The organism is Clostridium neonatale, assembly GCF_001458595.1.
Taxonomy (GTDB): domain Bacteria; phylum Bacillota; class Clostridia; order Clostridiales; family Clostridiaceae; genus Clostridium; species Clostridium neonatale.
On the sequence record NZ_LN890328.1, the window covers coordinates 3,109,953 to 3,133,445 of the forward strand.

The following is a 23,493-nucleotide window of genomic DNA, read 5'->3' on the forward strand; positions in this document are numbered from 1 at the left end:
TTCCTTACATATAAATTTATTTAAAAGCTAGAGTCACCTTTTTCTCCCCTAACTCTTTCTTTAATACGTTGAGATAAATACATATACTCAATTATCTTCTTTTTATCAAATAAAAGTTTCTTTTCCATGATGGTATCAACCAATACCTCAGCAAGCTTATCCGGATCATGTTTTATATATCCCTTTTGAACTTTTACTAAATCCTCTCCAACTATTTTTATACCCAAACTATTTATTTCTTCTTCATCCACTTTTACTAATTTAGAATTTTCTTGCTTATACTTTTCTTTTAATTCTTCTGTTATTTCTCCAGTATTTACAATGGCATAATCAACTATATTTTTCCCACCATATTTAATAAGAACTTTTAAATGGTCTGATACTTTAAAGTCAGTAGTTTCTCCTGGCTGTGTCATTATATTAGATATATATATTTTTATGGCATCACTTTTTCGTACTTCCTTAGCTATATCTTTTACTAATAAATTAGGAGTTATACTTGTATATAAACTACCTGGTCCCATGACTATTGCATCTGCTTCTCTAATAGCTTCTAACGCTTCTTTTAACGGTTTAGCATCCTCTGGATTAATCCTTAATTCTTCAATTCTTGAATTTTGTTTAATTGCTTCTTCTGGAATTTGTGACTCACCTTCTACAACATTACCATTTTGAAATTTAGCGATTAACTGCATATTATCCAAAGTTACAGGTATTACTTTTCCTGTAACAGCAAGTACTGAGCTCATTTTTTGAACAGCTTCTTCAAAGTTATCAGATATTCCAGCCATAGCAGCTAAAAACAAATTGCCAAAACTTTGATCCTTTAATCTTCCATCTTTAAACCTATATTGAAGTAAATCTTCCATTATTGGTTCTGTATCTGCTAATGCTAATATACAGTTTCTTATATCACCTGGTGGAAGCATTCCTAAATCTTCTCTTAACACTCCTGAGCCACCACCATCATCTCCTACAGTTACAATAGCAGTGATATTAGATGTATAGTACTTGAGTCCTCTAAGCATTGTTGATAATCCAGTTCCCCCGCCAATTACAACAATCTTAGGACCTTTAACTAGCAATCTTTTTTCATAAATTAAACTTTCTATTTTTCTGCTATCCAATGATACTTTTATATATCCTTTATTAACTAAAGCTATTATAGATTTCATCACTTCAGTAACTGATATATATAAAACAAAAACCCCAGTTATATTTAAGAAGATATAAAATATCTTATAATATAGATCATAAACTCTATGTGTAACTAATTCTGTAAATCCAAATGCAATTAATAATATTCCAAATACACCAAATGCGAGCCATCTTTTTACCTTAATTCCTACCTTAAGCCAGTCTCGTATCTTCATAGCTTCTTTTCTCCTTTATGAAGATCTTCTGCAACATCTCTATGCTCTATTTTAGCGTTATAATTTTCTTCATTTAATCTTCTATGAATTTCATTTGCTATGGCTACTGAACGATGTCTTCCACCTGTACATCCTATAGATATAATTAATTGTCTCTTTCCTTCTTTTCTATAGTTAGGAATTAGATACTTTAACATATCTATCAATTTATCTATAAAAGTAACTGTTTCAGATTGTTTTAATACATATTCTTTTACAGGTGCATCATTTCCAGAATACTCTTTTAATTCTGGTATATAAAACGGATTTGGTATAAATCTTACATCAAATACTAAATCTGAATCTACTGGTATACCATACTTAAATCCAAAACTTAAAACTGTAATAGATAACTGTCTTTCTGGATTCTTATTGTCACCATATGTCTCATTAATTTTTTCTCTTAAATGTCTTATTTCATATTTAGATGTATCTATAATAATATCTGCAATATTTTTTATTTCTCTTAGCTTCTCTCTTTCTTGAGTTATACCTGTAAGTACTCTTCCATCTGGAGATAGTGGATGACTTCTTCTTGTTTCTTTAAATCTCTTTATTAAAACTTCATCACTAGCATCTAAAAATAGTATCTCATATTTAAATTCATTACGTTTTAAATAATTTAATGTATCAAAGAAATCATCAAAGAATACTCCCCCTCTGATGTCAATAACTAATGCTACTTTTTCAATATTTCCACCACTTTGCATACATGCTTCTGCAAATTTAGATATTAGTGTAGGTGGAAGATTATCCACACAAAAATATCCCAAATCTTCTAAACTTCTAGTTGCTTGAGTTTTTCCTGCTCCTGATAATCCTGTGACTATAACAAATCTCATAATGCACACTCCCTTTGCAAAGATATTTATTGCTTAATAATTATATCATAATATTATTTTAAAATTATATCCATAAATAAATACTATAAAATAAAATAAAACTCAAAAGTATATCCCTCTTGAGTTTTATTTATATTTATTTAGTCTTCACCTAAAATTCTTACTTCAGGATGTAAGTCAACACCAAATTGTTTTTTAACTTCTTCCTGAACATGTTTTATTACAGCTAATACATCCTTTGCTGTACCGTTATTTTTATTTATAACAAAGCCTGCATGTTTTTCAGAAACACATGCGCCTCCTACTGTAAATCCCTTCAGCCCTGCATCTTGTATTAATTTTCCTGCAAAATGTCCCTCTGGCCTTTTAAACGTACTTCCTGCCGAAGGATATTCAAGCGGCTGCCTGTCTTCTCTTCTTGTTGTTAACTCGTTTATTCTATTATCAATTTTTTCTTTATCACCTTTTTTTAATGCAAATGTAGCACTTATTACTATATATCCTTTTTGCATAACAACCGATTGTCTATATCCTAAGTCAAGTTCATCTTTATTTAATGTTATTATTTCTTGATTTTCATTTATTACTTCAGCACTTTCAATTACAAACGAAACTTCTCCATCATAAGCACCAGCATTCATAAATACAGCTCCACCCACACTTCCTGGAATTCCACATGCAAATTCAAATCCAGTTAAGGATTCTTTTGCTGCTGTACTTGAAACATCTTTAAGTAGTGCACCACATTCAGCTGTTATTTTATTTTCTTTAACTACAATATCATTAATATTACTTAATTCTATTACAACACCTCTAATACCACCATCTCTAACCAAAATATTAGATCCATTTCCAATAACATAAAACGGAATATTATTTTCTTTACATATTGATATAGATTTTTTAACTTGTTCAGCATTACTAGGAGTCAAAAGTATATCTACAGGTCCTCCAACCTTAAAATATATATGTTCACTCATTTTTGCATCTAATTGTATTTCTTTATCTTTATATATTCCGTAAAATAAATCCTTATATTTTCCAAATTGATTCATGCCAAAAACTCCTCAAAATCATGATTTAATCACATTTATTCACAACATATAGAATAAGTTATTATATAAATAATTGCAAGTAAATTGTTTATCCGTATTATTATAGCATAGTTTAGTTATTTTGTTCATTTTTTTTAAAATATGAACATATACTCTCAGCAGCCTTCCTATCTATTGAATTTGTTTCCATAAGTTCTTCTAATGTAGCCTTCTTAATATTCTCAATACTTCCAAACTTCATTAGAAGTTCCATTCGCCTTTTTTGACCTATGTTCGGAATATCCTCTAATATTGAATGTAATGTTCGTTTATCTCTTAGGTTCCTGTGATATGTTATTGCAAATCTATGAACTTCATCCTGTATTCGTCTTATTAACTGCATTAAATTAGAGCTTCTATTTATTATAAGTTCTTCATTGCCATATATAATACCTCTTGTTGAATGCTTATCATCTTTTACTAAACCACAAACAGGTATATTTATACCTAATTTTTTTAATACTTCTAAAGCTATATTTATTTGTCCTTTTCCACCATCCATCATAATTAGATCTGGAAAATTCGAAAATTTTCCTCCAGAAAAATTAAGTTTTCTTTCCTGAATTTCTTTAATCTCGTTCAATCCATGTGTGAATCTACGTTCTAATATTTCTCTCATACTATCATAATCATTGGCATTTTTTACAGTTTTTATACGAAATCTTCTATAGTCACTATTTTTAGCTTTTCCATCTTCAAATACAATCATTGATCCAACAGAATCTACACCCTGTATATTAGATATATCATAAGCCTCTATTCTATGCGGAAAACTTTCTAATCCAAGTAATTCTTGTATTTCATTTAAGCAAATTCTATTTATTTCTGATTCCTTCATTATTTTATCTTTAAATTGCTCTAATGTAGCCTTAGCATTATTTTTTACAAGTTCCATCATTTCTTTCTTTTCACCCTTTATTGGAACTTTAACATATACTTTCGATCCTCTTTTAACAGTTAAAAACTGCTCTAGTACATCATTTTCTTCCCCAATTGGAATATAAACTGTCTTCGGAACTTTTGGGGTTCCTCCATAGAATGAAGTTATAAATTGTGATATTATTATTTCATCTTCTTCATAAGCACTATTTTTTATCATAAAATGTTCTCTTCCTGTAATTTTCCCATCTCTTAGGAAGAATACTTGAATGCAGCAATCTGTCTCATCTTTATATAGATTTATGAAATCTTCATCACCTTCTTGAGATTTAAATACCTTCTGTTTCTCTGCAATAACTTCTATTGCTAATATCTTATCCCTATATGAAGCAGCTTTTTCAAACTCTAAATTAGCTGATGCTACCTGCATTTGTTCTTTAAGCTTATGTATAAGAGTCTTATCTTTACCACTTAATACATCCATTATTTCATCTATCATTATTCTATATTCAGCTTTAGATATATGGCCTTCACATGGTGCTGTACATTTTTTTATGTGATAATTAAGACATGGTCTTGTATGCTTTCCACCTTCTTGAATCAATAATTTACATGTTCTTAATGGAAAAATCTTTCGTATCAAATTTATAGTTTCATGAACTGCTCCTGCATTAGGATATGGTCCAAAATACTTGTTACCATCTTTACTATAATTTCTTGTTATAAAAACTCTAGGAAAATCTTCATTAAGTGTTATTTTAATAAAAGGATAAAATTTATCATCTTTTAAAGAAATGTTATATTTAGGACTATATTTTTTTATTAAATTACACTCCAATATTAAAGCTTCCATTTCAGAATCAGTAACTATATATTCAAATTCAGCAATATTCTTAACCATAGCTTTAACTTTTTCAGAATGATTTTTAGAATTTTGGAAATATTGCCTTACTCTATTTTTTAATATCTTAGCTTTACCTACATAAATAATTTCGCCAAGAGAATTCTTCATCAAATACACACCAGGTTTATCCGGAAGAATCTTTAATTGTGCTTTAAAATCAAACATAACACACCCCTCTTTCAATTCATAATTCACAATGCACAATTCACAATTTGGGTTAACTAATCAAAATTATATTAATAAATAATTCGCGATGCACACAACTATAAAAAAAGAGCAAATTATTGTTCTATTAAAAAATATATGCAATACTACAATCAAAGAAATCCCATCCAGGGGATTTCAACCTAAATTGTGAATTATGAATTTTGAACTGTGAATTATCTAAATACTTGATTTCTAATAACCTGCCCTGCAACTCCTGCTGCTGCTACAGATCCATATCCTCCATTTTCTACAATTACAGCAACTGCAATTTCTGGATTATCATATGGTGCAAATCCAATGAACCATGAATGAGGAACGGCATTTTGCCCATTTGGAAGAATATAATCTGCTGTTCCTGTCTTACCAGCTGCATTTGTACCTTGAAAATAACTCCAACTGCTATCAACCTTAGAGTCAACTAAGTTTTTCATATATTCCTTAATAATTGAAGCATTTGATGAGCTTATTACCTCTTTATTTACTTTTGTAGTAATATTTTTAACTAGATTTCCATCCTTATCTATAACTTTGTTAACAAGTGTAGGTTCAACCATATTACCATTATTAGCTATAGTACTTGAAACAAGTGCCATTTGCATAGGTGTAGCCAATATACTACTTTGGCCAATTCCAGTTTGAGCTATACTTCCAACTTCATATGATTTTAATGTAGGAAATTGACTTTTAGCTATAGTAAACCCATTAGCTTTTATAGTATTATTAAAACCAAAATCTTCTGCTGTTGATTTTAATTTATCATTTCCTAATTCCATTGCTAATGTACCAAAGACTACATTACTTGAAACTTTAAATGCATCTTTTAAATCAAGATTGCCAAAAACTGCATTGTTAGCATTACTTAACGAATATTGATCATTAAATACTATTTTTCCATTATCCTCAAAAGTTCTAGTTGTAACACCAGATATATTTTCTAATGAACTTGCTAGCGTAACAGTTTTAAATGTTGAACCTGGTGGATATAATCCATATGTAGCTCTATTAATTAATGGACTATCTTCTCCGCTACCAGAATTAGCTGCCGTTATAGCTGCTTCCAAATCATTTGGATTATATGTTGGTTTTGAAACCATTGCAAGTACTTCTCCTGTTTTAGGATTAAGTGCAACAACGGCCCCCTTATTATTACCTAATGCATCATATGCTACTTTCTGTAAAGTAGGATCTAAAGTTGTAACAACACTATTTCCAATCTTGTTTTCAGATTCTGACCTATTTTTAAACATGTTTTTTAGATTTTCCATATTAAAATCTTTTAATAAATTATTAATGTTAGTTTTAAGAGCACTATATGTTGTAAGCTCACTATCATAAGCTGATTCCAAACCTGTTAATCCATATATAGGACTAACATATCCTAATGCATGAACATATAAATCTCCATTTATATATGTTCTTTTTTGCGTCAACGCATCAACTCTTTCACTGGTAGTTAATGCATTGCCATCCCTATCATATATTGTACCCCTCAGCACCTCATTTCTTTGTGCCCAAAGACGTTTATTTTCCTGATTTTCTGCAATTTCTGGTGCAGAAAAAACTTGAAAATACGCTATATAAGAGATAAGAGCTACAAAGCAAAATAAAAAAACTATCATTACTTGTTTTATGCTATTCGAATTATCCTTCATTTATTAGCCCTCCTCTGATATCTTTTGAAGTATAGCTAATGCAAAAAACATTGTTATCATTGAGGAACCACCATAGCTTATAAGTGGTAATGTTATTCCCGTTAAAGGTATTACTGCAAATACCCCACCTATAATAACTAATACCTGGCACGCTATCATCGCACTTAGTCCAATTGTAGTCAATTGTGAAAATCTATTCTTAACTCTAAAAGCGGCTCTCATTCCTCTATAAAAAAACAAGAAATATATTATCATAATACCTAGACCAAATACCATTCCTAATTCTTCACATATAGCTGCAAAAATAAAGTCTGTCGTATTGATTGGAACAAATCCAGGATATCCTTGACCTAATCCAGATCCAAACATCCCTCCTGACGCAATAGCATAAAGCCCTTGCACCAACTGATAGCTCTCATTTTTAGTATAATCCCATGGGTGCCTCCAAATTAATATTCTTTTTCTTATATGAGGAAACAATTTATATGCTAAGAAGGATCCTATTATAAATAAAATAAAACATATAACAACATATTTTTTCTTTCCTGNCAAATCCAGGATATCCTTGACCTAATCCAGATCCAAACATCCCTCCTGACGCAATAGCATAAAGCCCTTGCACCAACTGATAGCTCTCATTTTTAGTATAATCCCATGGGTGCCTCCAAATTAATATTCTTTTTCTTATATGAGGAAACAATTTATATGCTAAGAAGGATCCTATTATAAATAAAATAAAACATATAACAACATATTTTTTCTTTCCTGTTGATACATATAACATTGTTATTGCGATTCCAAAGAATATTAAAGCCGAGCCTAAATCTTTTTGCATAACAAGACATCCAAGTGAAAACATAACAACTAATGCTGGCTGCCATAACTGATAAAAATCTTCTTTTATATTATTTTTATCTTCATATTCTTTTAATGCAGCTGCTAAATATAATACAAATGTTATCTTACCAAACTCTGATGGTTGGAATCCTATACCTCCAATCATAACCCAGTTCGTTGCTCCATTAAGTTCTGTACCTAATATTAAGGCCATAGGCATAAGTATTATTGTAAGAATAAGAAATATCTTTTTATATTTCTGAAAATCTCTAAAATCAGGTATGGCTACTACTGATATAATAAAAATAATACTTCCTAATCCATACCATATTAACTGCTTAATAGCTACGCCGTTATCTAGCCTATATAGTATAGCTATTCCGATTACAGATAATATTCCTGCAAATGTTATTAAGAATTTATCTCCTTCAGGATAAAACTTCCTAATCAATATTTGACTAATTGTTATAAGTCCACACACTATAAATCCCATTTTTATAGCGCCAGCATCAATTGGATCTTTTAATATGGCCAAATTAGTAAATAACGCCAGACATAAAATATAAGTCAAAAGCAGCAATATCACTTCATCCTTCTTTATCTTAACCTTCAAAATACTCACCTCTTTATTTTTAAAATTACAATGCACAATGCACAACAACACTTAAGAGAAAATAATCAAAACATAATTAATGAAAATAATCTTTTGATTATACATAAGAATCCCCTTATCTGCTCTATAATATTGTGCATTGTGCATTATTAAATTTATAGTACTATCTTAAATATTGATTTTCCTATTGTTATTTCATCTTTATTTGATAATTGCACTTTTCCACTTATCCTTTTTCCATTCAGAAATGTTCCATTTGTACTATGTAAATCTTCTAAATATACTTTATTATTTCTTACAATTATTTCTGCATGATTTCCAGATACATGTTGATCTAAAAGTACAATAGAATTCCCATCTTTTCTCCCTATTGTTAAATCTGATCTAATTGGAATAATTGATCCCCCTTTTAGATCTAAGTTGTCACCAGCACTTATTACTTCTAATCCATAATACTTATTTGAATTTGATGGTCTTCTTTTCTTACCACCATTCTTAACATCTTTATACATTATTTTTAATGCATAGTATATTATTACGTACAATATTACTATGAAAAACAAGCCAAATATTCCAGCCATTGCTTTAGTAAAATCCATATATTCCACCTCTATATATTTTTCGTATATATAATAATGATTATACAATAAATTTAAAAATATGACATACTGAAATATTACTTTTTGATTACAATAACTCTCACTTATATCTTATTTTCCATACAGTATAACTTATCATTATAAACATATAATTCAATTATAAATAAATTCTATTGAAGTTTATATATAATTATATACTAAAAACTCACTTATACAAGTAGCCTAAAACTGGTACTTGTATAAGTAAATAATTTATTTCATATACATTGATAAATATTTTCCTGTATAAGATTTCTTTTCTTTACAAATTTCTTCCGGAGTACCACATTTTATTATTGTGCCACCTTTGTCTCCACCCTCTGGTCCTAAATCTATTATGTAATCAGCACATTTTATCATATCTAAATTATGTTCTATTACAACAACAGTATTACCTGCTTCAACTAATCTTTGTAATATGTATATCAATCTACTTACATCATCAATATGCAACCCTGTTGTTGGTTCATCTAAAATATATAATGTCTTTCCTGTACTCCTCTTTGAAAGTTCATATGCTAATTTTATTCTTTGAGCCTCTCCACCTGATAATTGAGTTGATGGCTGACCTAATCTTATATATCCAAGTCCTACATCATTCAAAGTCTTTAACTTATTTTCTATCCTTGGAATATTCTCAAAGAATTTTAATGCTTCTTCAACAGTCATATTTAAAACATCATCAATATTTTTTCCTTTATATTTTACTTCTAAAGTCTCACGATTGTATCTCTTTCCTTTACATACCTCACAAGGTACATAAACATCTGATAGGAATTGCATTTCAATTCTTATTATACCATCTCCAGAACACGCTTCGCATCTTCCACCTTTTACATTAAAACTAAATCTTCCTGGTTTATATCCTCTCATTTTTGATTCCTGAGTTTGAGAGAACAGTTCTCTAATTATATCAAATGTTCCTGTGTAAGTAGCTGGATTTGAACGTGGTGTTCTTCCAATAGGACTTTGATTAATATCAATTATTTTATCTATATTTTCATATCCTTTTATTTCTTTATGGTTTCCTACTGGATTTTTACTTTTGTTGACTAACTTATTTAATCCCTTATAAAGAATCTCATTTACAAGAGTACTCTTGCCTGATCCTGATACTCCAGTAACCATAGTTAGTGTTCCCAGTGGAATTGATATATTTACATTTTTAAGATTATTTTCTTTTGCTCCAATAACCCTAATTTTTTCTCCATTACCTTTTCTTCTTTCTTTTGGAGTTTCTATTGATTTTTTATTTGTTAAATATTGACCAGTGATTGACTTACCACATGCCTTAATTTCATCAAGCGTACCAGCTACTACAACCTCACCACCATGTTCTCCTGCCCCTGGTCCTATATCAACTATATAATCAGCAGCTTTCATAGTATCTTCATCATGTTCAACTACAATTACAGTATTTCCTACATCTCTTAAATTTTTTAAGGTTTTTATCAATCTATCGTTATCTCTTTGATGAAGTCCTATACTAGGTTCATCCAAAATATACAATACTCCCATGAGTGAAGATCCAATTTGAGTTGCAAGTCTTATCCTTTGAGATTCTCCACCAGATAATGTTCCTGAATTTCTTGCTAAGCTTAAATAATCTAATCCTACATCTAGTAAAAATCTCAGCCTATTTTTTATTTCCTTTACTATTTGTTCACTTATTATTTTATTTTTTTCTGAAAATTCTATTCCTTCAATAAACTCCAGCTCTTCTTTTATAGACATAGTAGTAAATTCATAAATATTTTTTCCACCAACAGTAACAGCTAGGGCCTCACTTTTTAGTCTCGCACCTTTACACTTCGGACATTTATTATCACTCATGTATTGTTCAATTTCACCCTTTATAAGATCCGAATTTGTCTCTCTATATCTACGTTGTAGTCCATTTATTTCACCTTCGTAAGCATAATTATATGTTGACTTAACTCCATCTTTAACATAATCAACCTTTATCCTCTTACCATTTGTTCCATATAAAAGTAGATTCTTTTGTTCCGTAGTAAAATCCTTTATTGGCACATTTAAATCCAAGCCATATTCTCTATTTAATGCTTGAAGAATTGCATATGTCCATGAATCTTCTTTAAGTCTTCCTGATCCCCAGCTAGCAACTGCACCTTCCATAATACTTAATTCTTTATTAGGAATAACCAAGTCCTCATCAATTTCCATTAATGTTCCTAATCCATCACAATAATCACATTTTCCAAAAGGAGCATTAAAAGAAAACATTCTAGGTGCTATTTCCCCTATGCTTATATCGCAATCAGGGCATGCAAAATTTTCACTGAATAAGTGATCCTCTTTTCCAACTACATTAACTATTACAAGACCTTCTGCCATTTTTAATGAAGCCTCTATTGATTCAGTTAGTCTTCCTTCAATGCCTTCTTTAATAACAATTCTATCTATCACTGCTTCAATATTATGTTTCTTGTTTTTATCCAGCTTGATTTCTTCCTCGGTTAGATCATAGATTTCTCCATCAATCCTAGCTCTTATATATCCATTTTTCTTTATATTTTCTAGTAATTTTTCATGAATTCCTTTTCTGCCTCTTATCATAGGAGCTAGTATTTGAATTTTAGTTTTTTCCCCATAAGATAAAACCTTATCCACAATTTGATCAACAGATTGTTGGCTTATTTCTTTTCCACACTTAGGGCAATGTGGAGTTCCAACTCTTGCATATAACAATCTTAAATAATCATAAATTTCAGTAATAGTACCTACTGTTGATCTTGGATTCTTGCTAGTAGTTTTTTGATCAATTGATATTGCTGGAGATAATCCCTCTATATATTCAACATCTGGTTTATCCATTTGTCCAAGAAATTGTCTTGCATATGAAGATAGTGATTCCACATATCTTCTTTGTCCTTCCGCATATAAAGTATCAAAAGCCAATGATGATTTTCCAGAGCCTGAAAGTCCAGTAAATACAACTAGCTTATCTCTTGGAATTTCTAAATTAACATTCTTTAGATTATTAACTTTTGCACCTTTAATTATTATTTTATCGTTCATAAAAACCTCCATTTCTCTTAAACAACTGATTTACACACCGTTCTCTAAATTCAATATAATTACCATCAATTGTTATTTATAAGTATATTAATCAATATTTATTTGCCTTCTTTTAGTGAACTTATAATATCCCTTAATTCAGCAGCTCTCTCAAATTGTAAGTTTTTAGCTGCTGTCATCATTTCATTTGTATATTCTTTGATTAATTTATCTCTTTCCTTCTTTGTAAGCTCTTTCTTTGATTCTCCAGTATTATATTCTTCAGACTCTTCTGCAACCTTAGTAGCTTCTATAACTTCTCTTACATCTTTTATAATTGTTCTTGGAACAATTCCATTCTCTTCGTTATATTCTCGCTGTATTTTTCTTCTTCTTTCAGTTTCTTTAATTGCCTTATCCATAGATTTAGTTATATTATCTGCATACATAATTACTTTACTCTCTGAATTTCTAGCTGCTCTTCCTATTGTTTGTATTAAAGAAGTTTCTGATCTTAAAAATCCTTCTTTATCAGCATCAAGTATAGCAACTAAGGCTACTTCTGGAATATCTAGACCTTCTCTTAAAAGGTTTATTCCTACAAGAACATCGTACTCTCCTAATCTTAGATCTCTTATTATCTTCATTCTTTCTATGGTCTCAATATCTGAATGCATATACGTTGTTTTTACTCCAAGTTCAGTCAAATATTTTGTTAAATCCTCAGCCATACGTTTTGTTAAAGTTGTAATTAATACTCTAAATCCTCTTTCAGTTGTATTCTTTATCTCACCATATAAATCATCTATTTGTCCTTTTACAGGTTTTATTACAATTTGTGGATCTAATAATCCTGTTGGACGTATTATTTGTTCAGCAATTTCTTCTGAATTATCTATTTCATATTGAGATGGTGTAGCACTTACAAATACAACCTGATTTATTTTCTTTTCAAACTCTTGAAACTTTAATGGTCTATTATCATATGCACAAGGAAGCCTAAATCCATATTCAACCAATGTATCCTTTCTAGATCTGTCGCCTGCATACATTGCTCTAACTTGCGGTAATGTAACATGACTTTCATCTATAAACATTAAGAAATCTTCTGGAAAGTAATCTAATAGTGTTTTTGGTGGAGTTCCAGCACCTCTTCCATCAAGTATTCTAGAGTAATTCTCAATTCCACTACAATAACCCATCTCCCTAATCATTTCAATATCAAAGTTGGTTCTTTGCCTTAACCTTTGCGCTTCCAGCAATTTATCTTGTGAATTAAGTTCTTTTAATCTATCCTCTAGCTCTCCTTCAATAGCCCCAATCGATCTTTCTAAAGTTTCTTTTGAGGTAGCAAAGTGAGATGCTGGTGTTATTGCTACATGATTTCTTTCCCCAAGTATAGTCCCAGTTAAAACATCAAACTCTCGTATTCTATCAATTTCATCTCCAAAGAATTCAACTCTTATCCCTTTGTTAGAGTACGATGCAGGAATTATATCTAAAGAATCACCTCTTACTCTAAAAGTACCTCTTGAAAAATCTATGTCATTTCTTTCATATTGTATTTCTATAAGCTTTTTAATTATTTCATCTCTTTCTTTTTCCATTCCGGTTCTTAGACTTATTGTTAACTTTTTATATTCATCCGGATTACCAAGTCCATATATACACGAAACTGATGCTACAATTATTACATCTCTTCTTTCAAAAAGAGCAGATGTGGCCGAATGCCTTAGTTTATCTATTTCATCATTTATAGATGCATCCTTTTCTATAAATGTATCAGTTTGAGGTACATATGCCTCTGGCTGATAATAATCATAATATGATACAAAATATTCAACTATATTTTCTGGAAAAAACTCTTTGAATTCCGAGCATAGTTGCGCTGCTAATGTTTTATTATGAGCTAAAATAATAGTTGGTCTTTGTAATCTCTCTATTATATTGGCCATGGTAAATGTTTTTCCCGATCCAGTTACACCAAGCAAAGTTTGCCCTCTATGGTCAGCATTAATAGAATTAACAAGCTTATCTATAGCTTGTGGCTGATCTCCAGTTGGTTTAAATTTTGAGTGTATTTTAAATTCACCCATGGGTTTCCCTCCATTCGAACAAATATTCGCCTATTCTAAATATATTTTACTTTTCATATCTAGTTAAGTCAATAAATTATATTCTTATTATTGTCATAAATTTTATAATTATATATTTATAATAAAACATATTTTTATTATAAATAATGTTATCCACATAAGTATTATGTAAAATTCATACTAAATAAAAATAGTAACTACTTTAAAAATAGCTACTATTCTTTCTTTTCTTTATTTATGTTTTCTAGCACTTCTTTAAAATTAACATCATTTATTTCTACTATTTCTTCTTTTTTAACAGACTTTGGTACTAATACTACTCCAAGCCTGTTACCTTTTTTATGCCTAAATTTAACTTTTTTTAAGTTTCCATTTTGGTCCATTACATTAAAATCAGCATTATATAAATTTTCTCTTATTATATTATAAAGTTCTGTTTCTGAATTGAATTTTTCATTATTTACATCTAATATTGTACTTCCTGTTCTTATTCCAAACTCATTAAATTTAGACTCTTCTGAAATCTCTAATATCATTAATCCTTGATTATTACTCACATACTTTGGCGTTCCTTTTTCTTCTTTCATTGCTTGAATTCTTAACATAAATTCATGTGCTAATGGAGCAAAAATAACAACTATTATTTCTCCAATCAAGTCAAATCTAGCCATCTGAGATACTACTGTTAATAGTATTCCAAATGACAATATATGTACTCCTGATGAAATCGACTTTTCTCTTTTGCTTTTAGTGAAAGTAACAGATGAATATCCTATTACTCCAAATAAACTTAGCAGACTTATCCCTAAGCTTCCTGCAAAGATCACACTACTAGGTGCTTTTATAATAGGCCACCACATTGGCATATCTGTTATTATATCTGCATTAAATAATCTCACTCCATTACTAGAGAGAACAATAAAAATTGATATTGGCATAATCCAATATCTCTTAAAAGAATATCCCCCTAATATCTTTCCATCTCTTTCTGTGAAAACAGGAATAGCCCCTCTATCCCCATCAACCATAACCAAAATACCTTCAACTATATGCATGATTCCAACAAACATCATTAGATACATCACATTAACTGTCAAAAAAGTTTGTCCATCAAAACCAACTCCAAAATAGTTAAGTAATTTAATAACTATTGATATCATTCCTAGAATCGCTCCTGAATAAGAAAAGCATATATACCTAGGTGATATTACCATAAGGATAAGAGAAATATAAAATATAAGTATTATACTTGAATTTGCATCAAAAACTATTCCAAGCAAACCAAGTAATATACTCGCTATAACTCCACCTATAATTCCTAATACAATTTGAGATAGCGTGAGTTCAATTGCTGAATTCACACTACCTCCTGAAATCATCTTTTGCATAAGTATTATTTTTTTATTTTTATTATAGAAATAAAAAATAATTATTGATAATAATAATAACGTTGAAGGAGTCAATAATGTCTCTGATAATTTCAATAATACTTGCATTATTAAATTCATTAATTTGTCCTCCGACTTATATTTTTTCTTTAATTTTTTCTATTGCAAAATTTAATTGCTCATCTTTGCTTTTGTCATAGTCTGCTTTATTAATATCTTCAGTAATTTCGACTTCAAAGTCTGGGGTTATGCCCTTTTTATGAATATTTTCACCATTTGGAGTATAATATTTAGAAACTGTAACTTTTAGCCCACCAATTCCATTTTTAAATTTGAAAGGCTGCTGAACTATTCCTTTTCCAAAGGTTGTTTTTCCAACTATAGTTGCAGCCTTATAATCTCTTAAAGCTCCTGTAACCACTTCTGAGGCACTAGCACTTCCATTGTCAACCAAAACAACTAACGGCATTCCTTGTGCAATTCCTCCTACCGATAATGATTCGTTTTTATTTTCATATTTGTCTATTGTATATGTTATGACATTATCTTTAGGTATAAATTGGGATGCAACTCCAATAGCTTCTGATAGAAGTCCTCCTGGATTATTTCTTAAATCAAGTATTAATCCTTTCATCCCTTTATCTTCTAATTCTTTAATTTTATCTTTAAAATCACTAGCTGTATTTTCATTCATAAAAGTATCAATTTTTATATACCCAATATTAGAATTAACCATTTCACCTTCTAAGGATTTAATTTTTATCTCTTCTTTTTTCACTTTAACATCAAAAGAATTTTCATCTTTTCTTTTGATAGTCAATTTTACTTGATCTCTTTCTGGTGAAGTTATATATGATACAGCTTCATTTAGCTGTTCTCCTGAATATACAGTACCATCAATCTTCTCAATTATATCCCCAGAAAGCAATCCTGCCTTATCTGATGGAGAATCTTTGATTGGAGCTATTATAACTATTTTATTTTCAATTGCTCCAACTTGAACACCTATTCCATCAAGGGAACCTTGGCTTTCTTTCATTAATTTATCAAACTCTTCTGAATTTAAGAATACTGTATATGGATCTCCTAATGCATTCGTCATTCCTTTTATTGCACCTTCTAGCAATGCATCGTCATTTATCTCTCCATCATACTTTTTTAGTAAAGTATCCCTAACCATAAATAGTGATTCATATTTTTTCGTATCACTCATAAGCTCTGAAGAATTCTCAACTTTATTTGAAACACTGGTAAAATATCTACCTCTACTTGCTAAATAATTTCCCAGTAATAATGATGAACAATTAGTAATAATCAAAATAGCTACAATTATTAGTATTAGTTTACTTTTTGATTTTTTACTATTATTAATTTTATCGTTATTACCTTCACTCACACTTAAAGACTTCCTTTCTTCAATAACCTACGCTGATACCTATTATATTATTGATATTTAAACTTAAATATCTAAATATCAATAATTAATATAATATTAATATTTTCAAAACCAACTAATATTATACCACTAAGAATTTTCTTAATGAAAGTCCACTAGCAATTCCTCCAATTAATAATCCACCAATTGTGAACTGCCATATTATTGTTGTAAGTACGTATGATGCAGGCACTAAACTTACAAAAGCTAATTCTTTTGCTAATAATGAGAAGACTCCATTATACGCAAAGAATAATGCAATACATGATAACAATGCTCCCGAAAGGCCTATTACCATACCTTCAATTATAAACGGCCATCTAATAAACCAATCAGTAGCCCCTACAAATTTCATTATTCCAACTTCTCTTCTTCTTGAATAAACTGTTAACTTAGTTGTATTCATAATTAAGAACACTGAAACTCCTATTAATATAATAAATAAGCCTAATCCAACTGCTCTTATTCCTTTAACAACACTAATAATTTTATCAACAACCTCTTGTTGATTGTTAATTTGATCTACACCTTCCATATCTTTAACTGCATTAGTAACATTTTCAGAATATTCAGGCCCCTTCAATTTAACTGTGAATGAACCAGTAAAAGGATTGTGCTTTAATGAATATCCTTGCATTAATCCATCATTTTCTCCCATACTTTCATTCATTTCTTTAAATTCATCTTCTTTTGATTTGTATATTACTTGATCTACACCTTCAATTTCTTTTAATCTAATTTCTATTTCTCTTTGATCAATAAGTTTAATATCCTCTTTAAGAACAATCTTAAGATCAATCTTATTTTGTACACTGTCTATACCTTTATTTATATTATTAGCTAATAATACAAATATACCCAAAACGAAAAATGTTATAAGCACAGTAATTACTGAAGCGATACTGATAGTTTTGTTTCTCTTTAAACTTTTAAAAGCATCTTTAATATAATATGTAATAGTATTAATTTTCATCTTCGTACTTACCTCTCTTCTCGTCTCTAACGATTTCTCCTTTTTCAATAGCTATAACTCTCTTCTTCATGTAGTCAACAATTTCTTTCGCATGGGTAGCCATTAAAATTGTAGTTCCAGATTTATTTATATCGTCAAGAAGCTCCATTATTTCCATTGCTGTATCTGGATCTAAATTACCAGTTGGTTCATCGGCAATTAAAACTGACGGATTATTTACCAATGCTCTAGCCAATGAAACCCTTTGTTGTTCTCCACCAGACAGCTCATTTGGGAACATTTTATACTTATGTGATAACCCTACTAAGGATAACACCATTGGAACTCTTCTTCTTATTTCTTTTGGTGATGCTTCTACAACTCTCATTGCAAATGCAACATTTTCATATACATTAAGTGTTGGTATTAGCCTAAAGTCTTGAAATACCATACCAATTTTTCTTCTATAGTAAGGTGCTTGCTTTCTTGTTATCTTTGTTAAGTCCTTGTCATTAACAATAACCTTTCCATTTGTTGGTTCAATTTCTTTTAAAATCATTTTTATAAATGTTGATTTTCCTGATCCACTTGGTCCTACTAAGAATACGAATTCTCCTGCTTCTATTTCAACATTAATATCAGATAAAGCTTTTACATTATTATCATAAATTTTAGATATTCCTCTAAATTCAATCATGATTAGACACTCCTTTATTTATGTAGGATTTCTACAATTTCTAAACTAAAGTATTCTACCTTTTAATACATAATTCACAAAGTTTTTTGTATATATTACATTTTGAATGCAAATCTACAACAATCATTATATCATAATAAGTATTTTTAATGTTATACAAATTTATTAAATATTATATGAACTTTTACTAAATACGATAAAAAAAATAATACCCCTTTATGATCTAACATATATCATGGGTATTATTTATATTTCTTATATAAAATTATTCTTGTTCTATATTCCCAAATCCTTCACCAAGTACTTCATGAACTTCACCAACTGTAATAAAAGCTCCTGGATCTGTATCTATTATAAACTTCTTTAATTTTATAAACTCATTTCTATTTAATACAGCATAAATAACACTCATATCTTCCTTTGTATAGGCTCCTGTACTTTTCAAAAATGTGCAGCCCCTATCTAACTGAGTCATTATATATTCACTAATTTCTGTATTTTTCTTACTTATTATAAATATGCTTTTGCAAGCATTAAATCCTTCTATAAATCTGTCAATCAACATTCCTAGAAGTATCACACTTAACATTGCATATAAACCAGCATCTATTCCAAAAACTAAAATACTAGCGAATGTTATTACAAAATCTACAACTAATAATGACTTTCCAATGTCTAAGTGAAAAAACTTATTTAGAATCTTAGCTAAAATATCGGTTCCACCAGTTGATGCATTTTCATTAAATACAATTGCCATTCCAATAGCTGAAATAATTGTTCCAAAAACTGTTGCCATTAATAAATCACTTGTTATAGCAATAGGATTAAAAAATTTTTCTATAATCCAAATTATTACCGATAACCCTAAACTGGCATATATGGTTTTTCCTCCAAAATTTCCACCAATAAATGCAAAAGCAACTAAAAATAAAGTTGAATTAACTACCAATGTAATTAATCCTATAGACAATTTTGGAAAAATTGCATTGATAACTATAGCAGCTCCTGTTACTCCTCCTGCTGCTAAATTATTTGGTGAGAAAAAATATTCTACTCCAATAGCTACCAATATTATTCCTATAGTTATTAGCGTATACTCCTTTAATATTAAATTTTTCATTTTTCTACCCCCTAGTTTATAAGATATTATTTATTTTTTCTCAATTAATCTATTATTATGCTAATTACAGATACATTTAAATAAATTTTTCTATAAAATAAAAATACAAAACACGCAAGCTATTTCTACTTACGTGTTTTGTATTTTTATTTATTTGATTTTCATTCTAATCTATTTTTTTAAAGAAATAGCCTTTTTACTATGCTCAACTATTGCTTGAGTTGTCAAACCATACTTTTCTAATAGTTCACCTGGTTTCCCACTTTCACCAAAAGTATCTTTTATGCCTACCTTTAAAACTGGTACTGGAACTTCTTCAGTAATAACTTCCGATACTGCTGATCCTAAGCCTCCAATTACGCTATGCTCTTCAGCTGTAACTATTGCACCTGTTTCCTTAGCTGCTTTAACTAACAATTCTTTATCTATAGGTTTTATAGTATGTATATTTATTACTCTAGCACTTATTCCTTCTTTAGACAAGTCATTTTTAGCCTGTAAAGCTAAATCTACCATCATTCCAGTAGCTACTATTGTAACATCGTTACCATCTTCTAACGTTACACCTTTTCCGATTTCAAATTTATAGTTTTTTTCATCGTTTATTGTATTAACAGCTAATCTTCCTAATCTTACATAGCAAGGTCCTTTATAATCAGCTATTGCTAAAATTGCTGCTTCTGTTTCAACAGCATCAGCTGGATTTATAACTGTCATATTAGGTATACTTCTCATTAATGAAATATCTTCAACAGATTGATGTGTAGCACCGTCTTCTCCTACAGTCAATCCTGCATGCGTAGCACAAACTTTTACATTTAAATTAGGGTAACATATTGAATTTCTTATTTGTTCAAATGCTCTTCCAGCTGCAAACATTGCAAATGTACTAACATATGGTACTTTTCCACAAGTTGAAAGCCCAGCAGCAACTCCCATCATATTTGCTTCAGCTATTCCCATATTAATAAATCTTTCCGGTGCAACAGCTTTAAAATCAGCTGTTTTAGTAGATTTTGATAAATCCGCATCTAAAACAACAACATTTTCATTAATATTTGAAAGCTTTACTAATGCTTTTCCATAAGCCTCTCTAGTTGCTATTTTATTTCCCATTAGTTTTCCCCTCCAATTTCCTTTAATGCAATTTCACATTGTTCCTTACTAGGAGCAGTACCATGCCATGATGCTTCATTTTCCATGAATGATACGCCTTTTCCTTTGATTGTTTTACAAACTATAGCTGTTGGTTTATTCTTTGCATTCTTAGATTTTTCAATTGCATCTATTATTTCATCATAATTGTGTCCATCAATTACTATTACATTCCATCCAAATGCCTCAAACTTTTTATCTATTGGAGATGGATTCATTACATTTTCTGTATTACCGTCTATTTGAAGTCCATTAAAGTCAATAAATGCCGTTAAGTTATCTAACTTATAGTGTGCTGCTGACATTGAAGCTTCCCAAACTTGACCTTCTTCAAGCTCTCCATCACCTAAAATTGTGTATACCCTATAATCTTTTTTATCTAATTTTCCTGCCAGCGCCATGCCTACTGCTGCTGATATTCCTTGACCTAATGAACCTGTAGACATATCAATTCCAGGTAAATCATTCATATTAGGATGTCCTTGAAGTCTAGTTCCTGTTTTCCTTAATGTTTTTAATTCCTCAACTGGAAAATATCCTTTTCTAGCTAGTGCACTATATAATGCCGGTGCAGCATGGCCTTTTGATAAAACAAATCTATCTCTATTTGGATCCTTAGGATTCTCAGAACTTATATTCATTTCTCTAAAAAATAATACTGACATTATATCAGCTATAGATAATGATCCGCCCGGATGTCCTGATGCTGATTCTGTAAGCATTGATACGATATCTTTTCTAATTAGCTTTGATATTTCTTCAAGCTGAATTTTATTATTCATTGCTTTACCCCCTGATAATTATTGTAATTATTTTTATTATGCTACTTTTCAATATTTTTATTCTATCATATAAAATTAATTTTGTATACACTATTCGTTTATGTGATATACTAATTCTTCATTACAGACATTAAATATATCATATTAATCTATTTAATATACACTGATCACATATTCATTATATAGCTAAACATCAAAAGACTGATATATTCTCAGTTCTAAGTAATTTCACATACTATAACCATAATATACCAGTCTTTTATATTAACTATTCTTATCGCTTTTTTTTACATCATCAAGATCTAAACTAATTATAAGAGCCTTATTAACTTTTCTCATATCTCCCTCTGTCATATGTCCAATCTTTTCTTTTAGTCTCCGCTTGTCCAAAGTTCTTATTTGTTCCAATAGCACAACGGAATCTCTATTTAAACCATATTCTTCTGACGAAATTTCAACATGAGTAGGTAATTTAGCTTTATTAATTTGAGATGTTATAGCAGCTACAACAACTGTAGGGCTATATCTATTCCCAATATCATTTTGTATTATAATCACAGGACGTATACCACCCTGCTCTGATCCTATTACAGGACTTAAATCTGCATAAAAAATTTCTCCTCTTTTTACTACAATATTGGCCATATAATTAATCACACTCCGCAAATCCAAGCCTCATACTCATCAACATCATCTAACATGTATTCACATCCTGATTCAGAATACTCTAAGTTCAATTTAGCCATATATTCATAACCCTTTTTCATTTTTATTTCAAAATCATTTAATATGATTTCATCATTATATAATATTAAAGAATTATTCATAACTCTACTATTTTTTTTAATTTTTTCATAACAGCTAGCTGACATATTTTCGCCTCCATAGTAGTAAAAATCTGTATACTACGATTATATTGCAAATTATGTCATTTTGTCAAAGTATTTATCCTTTGTTGTCTTATATTTTATGTATTTTGGCTATATAAATATTGATGAAGGCTATTTTATCTTGGGAACATAAGTAAAATGTATACTTATGTCCCCCTTTATATAATTCATTATTTATCGTATATCATAAAATGTATTAATTTACTATGTAACAAGATATACTTGTACTAAAATAAATTTTCATCTAAAGTTTTTTCATATTTAAAGTTTTTATATTTTATTACAACTCTTTCTTCATCGTTTTCATCTAATATTCTCAACATAACAGGAATTTTTTGTTTCTTATCAATATAAAATTCTCCTTTGCTTAAATGCTTATTATTGCTATTATATTCAATGTTGACCTTTAAATATTCACCATCTCCCCATTCTTCTTTTAATTCAGAAATAGGGCTACTCATTTGATTTGACATAATATTTTCTATAAAAGCTAAAGGATAAATTATATCTAGATTTTTATCTAATGTATACTCATCATCATTTTCTTCAACTTTAATTTCACTACCATTATATACTTTTATTCTTTTATAATAATCTTGAAATTCAATTCTAGATCCCTTATCAAACCTATAATACTGTGTTGTTTCTTCTGTAAACTCGTCTCTAATATTTTTAAATGTATAACTAACATCACAACTATACATTTTAATATTTTTCAATCCATTTAATATATCTTCATTTGATGGAGTAATAATCTTTCTACCTAATATTATTCCACATATTATAATAATAGGAATCATTACTAACATAATACTTATAATAACTTTTTTATTTAACTTCATATTCCCTCCAAGATTAATTATTACCTTAGTAATATTATGA

The 23,493-nt window shown here is 29.4% G+C and carries 18 protein-coding genes and 2 pseudogenes; all 20 read right to left on the reverse strand.

Annotated elements, in window-relative coordinates; genetic code table 11:
• Nucleotides 1–20: 20 nt before the first annotated feature.
• The 20 genes and pseudogenes from BN2920_RS20545 to BN2920_RS20640 all read right to left on the reverse strand — a co-directional run bounded on the left by BN2920_RS20545 (nt 21) and on the right by BN2920_RS20640 (nt 23,453).
• Complete coding sequence (locus BN2920_RS20545; protein ID WP_058296822.1) at nt 21–1,373, reverse strand: gluconeogenesis factor YvcK family protein; 1,353 nt, start codon at nt 1,371–1,373, stop codon at nt 21–23.
• Nucleotides 1,370–2,254, reverse strand: coding sequence for an RNase adapter RapZ (gene rapZ / locus BN2920_RS20550; protein ID WP_058296823.1), 885 nt, complete (start codon nt 2,252–2,254; stop codon nt 1,370–1,372). The genes BN2920_RS20545 and rapZ overlap by 4 nt, the downstream gene beginning before the upstream one ends.
• A 140-nt stretch (nt 2,255–2,394) precedes the next feature.
• Complete coding sequence (gene murB / locus BN2920_RS20555; RefSeq protein WP_058296824.1) at nt 2,395–3,309, reverse strand: UDP-N-acetylmuramate dehydrogenase; 915 nt, start codon at nt 3,307–3,309, stop codon at nt 2,395–2,397.
• A 112-nt stretch (nt 3,310–3,421) separates the two neighbouring features.
• A complete protein-coding gene (gene uvrC / locus BN2920_RS20560) occupies nt 3,422–5,296 on the reverse strand; it encodes an excinuclease ABC subunit UvrC (protein WP_058296825.1) in 1,875 nt (624 codons plus the stop codon).
• 215 nt (nt 5,297–5,511) lie between these two features.
• The gene (locus tag BN2920_RS20565; protein ID WP_058296826.1) at nt 5,512–6,990 is read right to left on the reverse strand and encodes a peptidoglycan D,D-transpeptidase FtsI family protein; all 1,479 of its coding nucleotides are present in this window, start codon (nt 6,988–6,990) and stop codon (nt 5,512–5,514) included.
• A gap of 3 nt (nt 6,991–6,993) precedes the next feature.
• Nucleotides 6,994–7,536 (reverse strand): annotated as a pseudogene (locus BN2920_RS20570) (FtsW/RodA/SpoVE family cell cycle protein); the annotation flags it as partial.
• Nucleotides 7,537–7,552: 16 nt separating this feature from the next.
• Nucleotides 7,553–8,404: pseudogene (locus BN2920_RS20575) on the reverse strand (FtsW/RodA/SpoVE family cell cycle protein); the annotation flags it as partial.
• Between the two features lie 191 nt (nt 8,405–8,595).
• Entirely contained in the window at nt 8,596–9,039 is a 444-nt protein-coding gene (locus BN2920_RS20580) for an FHA domain-containing protein (protein WP_058296827.1), read from the reverse strand.
• A 252-nt stretch (nt 9,040–9,291) separates the two neighbouring features.
• Nucleotides 9,292–12,117, reverse strand: a complete 2,826-nt coding sequence (gene uvrA, locus BN2920_RS20585; protein WP_058296828.1) for an excinuclease ABC subunit UvrA — start codon at nt 12,115–12,117, stop codon at nt 9,292–9,294.
• A gap of 98 nt (nt 12,118–12,215) precedes the next feature.
• Nucleotides 12,216–14,192: an excinuclease ABC subunit UvrB gene (gene uvrB, locus BN2920_RS20590; protein WP_058296829.1), complete on the reverse strand. Its 1,977-nt coding sequence runs from the start codon at nt 14,190–14,192 to the stop codon at nt 12,216–12,218.
• Nucleotides 14,193–14,407: 215 nt separating this feature from the next.
• Complete coding sequence (locus tag BN2920_RS20595) at nt 14,408–15,700, reverse strand: hypothetical protein (protein ID WP_058296830.1); 1,293 nt, start codon at nt 15,698–15,700, stop codon at nt 14,408–14,410.
• A gap of 16 nt (nt 15,701–15,716) precedes the next feature.
• The gene (locus tag BN2920_RS20600; RefSeq protein ID WP_058296831.1) at nt 15,717–16,976 is read right to left on the reverse strand and encodes a S41 family peptidase; all 1,260 of its coding nucleotides are present in this window, start codon (nt 16,974–16,976) and stop codon (nt 15,717–15,719) included.
• A 121-nt stretch (nt 16,977–17,097) separates the two neighbouring features.
• Complete coding sequence (ftsX, locus tag BN2920_RS20605) at nt 17,098–17,988, reverse strand: permease-like cell division protein FtsX (protein WP_058296832.1); 891 nt, start codon at nt 17,986–17,988, stop codon at nt 17,098–17,100.
• Nucleotides 17,978–18,664, reverse strand: a complete 687-nt coding sequence (ftsE, locus tag BN2920_RS20610) for a cell division ATP-binding protein FtsE (RefSeq protein ID WP_058296833.1) — start codon at nt 18,662–18,664, stop codon at nt 17,978–17,980. The genes ftsX and ftsE overlap by 11 nt, the downstream gene beginning before the upstream one ends.
• A gap of 265 nt (nt 18,665–18,929) precedes the next feature.
• Nucleotides 18,930–19,784, reverse strand: coding sequence for a YitT family protein (locus BN2920_RS20615; RefSeq protein ID WP_058296834.1), 855 nt, complete (start codon nt 19,782–19,784; stop codon nt 18,930–18,932).
• 171 nt (nt 19,785–19,955) lie between these two features.
• A complete protein-coding gene (locus tag BN2920_RS20620; protein ID WP_058296835.1) occupies nt 19,956–20,900 on the reverse strand; it encodes a transketolase family protein in 945 nt (314 codons plus the stop codon).
• A complete protein-coding gene (locus BN2920_RS20625; protein ID WP_058296836.1) occupies nt 20,900–21,721 on the reverse strand; it encodes a transketolase in 822 nt (273 codons plus the stop codon). The genes BN2920_RS20620 and BN2920_RS20625 overlap by 1 nt, the downstream gene beginning before the upstream one ends.
• 264 nt (nt 21,722–21,985) lie before the next feature.
• Nucleotides 21,986–22,366 (reverse strand): type II toxin-antitoxin system PemK/MazF family toxin, encoded by a 381-nt coding sequence (locus BN2920_RS20630; RefSeq protein ID WP_058296837.1) that lies wholly within the window; start codon nt 22,364–22,366, stop codon nt 21,986–21,988.
• A gap of 8 nt (nt 22,367–22,374) precedes the next feature.
• Nucleotides 22,375–22,593, reverse strand: a complete 219-nt coding sequence (locus tag BN2920_RS20635) for a hypothetical protein (RefSeq protein ID WP_058296838.1) — start codon at nt 22,591–22,593, stop codon at nt 22,375–22,377.
• A 245-nt stretch (nt 22,594–22,838) separates the two neighbouring features.
• Nucleotides 22,839–23,453, reverse strand: a complete 615-nt coding sequence (locus BN2920_RS20640; protein WP_058296839.1) for a germination lipoprotein GerS-related protein — start codon at nt 23,451–23,453, stop codon at nt 22,839–22,841.
• Nucleotides 23,454–23,493 lie beyond the last annotated feature (40 nt).

Bases quoted from the DNA above. Each gene is read 5' to 3' on its own strand.
- ftsX (WP_058296832.1), bottom strand. From the start codon at position 17,988: ATGAAAATTAATACTATTACATATTATATTAAAGATGCTTTTAAAAGT.
- BN2920_RS20615 (WP_058296834.1), bottom strand. From the start codon at position 19,784: ATGAAAAATTTAATATTAAAGGAGTATACGCTAATAACTATAGGAATA.
- BN2920_RS20565 (WP_058296826.1), bottom strand. From the start codon at position 6,990: ATGAAGGATAATTCGAATAGCATAAAACAAGTAATGATAGTTTTTTTA.
- uvrA (WP_058296828.1), bottom strand. From the start codon at position 12,117: ATGAACGATAAAATAATAATTAAAGGTGCAAAAGTTAATAATCTAAAG.
- BN2920_RS20545 (WP_058296822.1), bottom strand. From the start codon at position 1,373: ATGAAGATACGAGACTGGCTTAAGGTAGGAATTAAGGTAAAAAGATGG.
- BN2920_RS20640 (WP_058296839.1), bottom strand. From the start codon at position 23,453: ATGAAGTTAAATAAAAAAGTTATTATAAGTATTATGTTAGTAATGATT.
- uvrB (WP_058296829.1), bottom strand. From the start codon at position 14,192: ATGGGTGAATTTAAAATACACTCAAAATTTAAACCAACTGGAGATCAG.
- BN2920_RS20625 (WP_058296836.1), bottom strand. From the start codon at position 21,721: ATGAATAATAAAATTCAGCTTGAAGAAATATCAAAGCTAATTAGAAAA.
- BN2920_RS20630 (WP_058296837.1), bottom strand. From the start codon at position 22,366: ATGGCCAATATTGTAGTAAAAAGAGGAGAAATTTTTTATGCAGATTTA.
- murB (WP_058296824.1), bottom strand. From the start codon at position 3,309: ATGAATCAATTTGGAAAATATAAGGATTTATTTTACGGAATATATAAA.
- uvrC (WP_058296825.1), bottom strand. From the start codon at position 5,296: ATGTTTGATTTTAAAGCACAATTAAAGATTCTTCCGGATAAACCTGGT.
- ftsE (WP_058296833.1), bottom strand. From the start codon at position 18,664: ATGATTGAATTTAGAGGAATATCTAAAATTTATGATAATAATGTAAAA.
- BN2920_RS20595 (WP_058296830.1), bottom strand. From the start codon at position 15,700: ATGAATTTAATAATGCAAGTATTATTGAAATTATCAGAGACATTATTG.
- BN2920_RS20580 (WP_058296827.1), bottom strand. From the start codon at position 9,039: ATGGATTTTACTAAAGCAATGGCTGGAATATTTGGCTTGTTTTTCATA.
- BN2920_RS20635 (WP_058296838.1), bottom strand. From the start codon at position 22,593: ATGTCAGCTAGCTGTTATGAAAAAATTAAAAAAAATAGTAGAGTTATG.
- BN2920_RS20620 (WP_058296835.1), bottom strand. From the start codon at position 20,900: ATGGGAAATAAAATAGCAACTAGAGAGGCTTATGGAAAAGCATTAGTA.
- rapZ (WP_058296823.1), bottom strand. From the start codon at position 2,254: ATGAGATTTGTTATAGTCACAGGATTATCAGGAGCAGGAAAAACTCAA.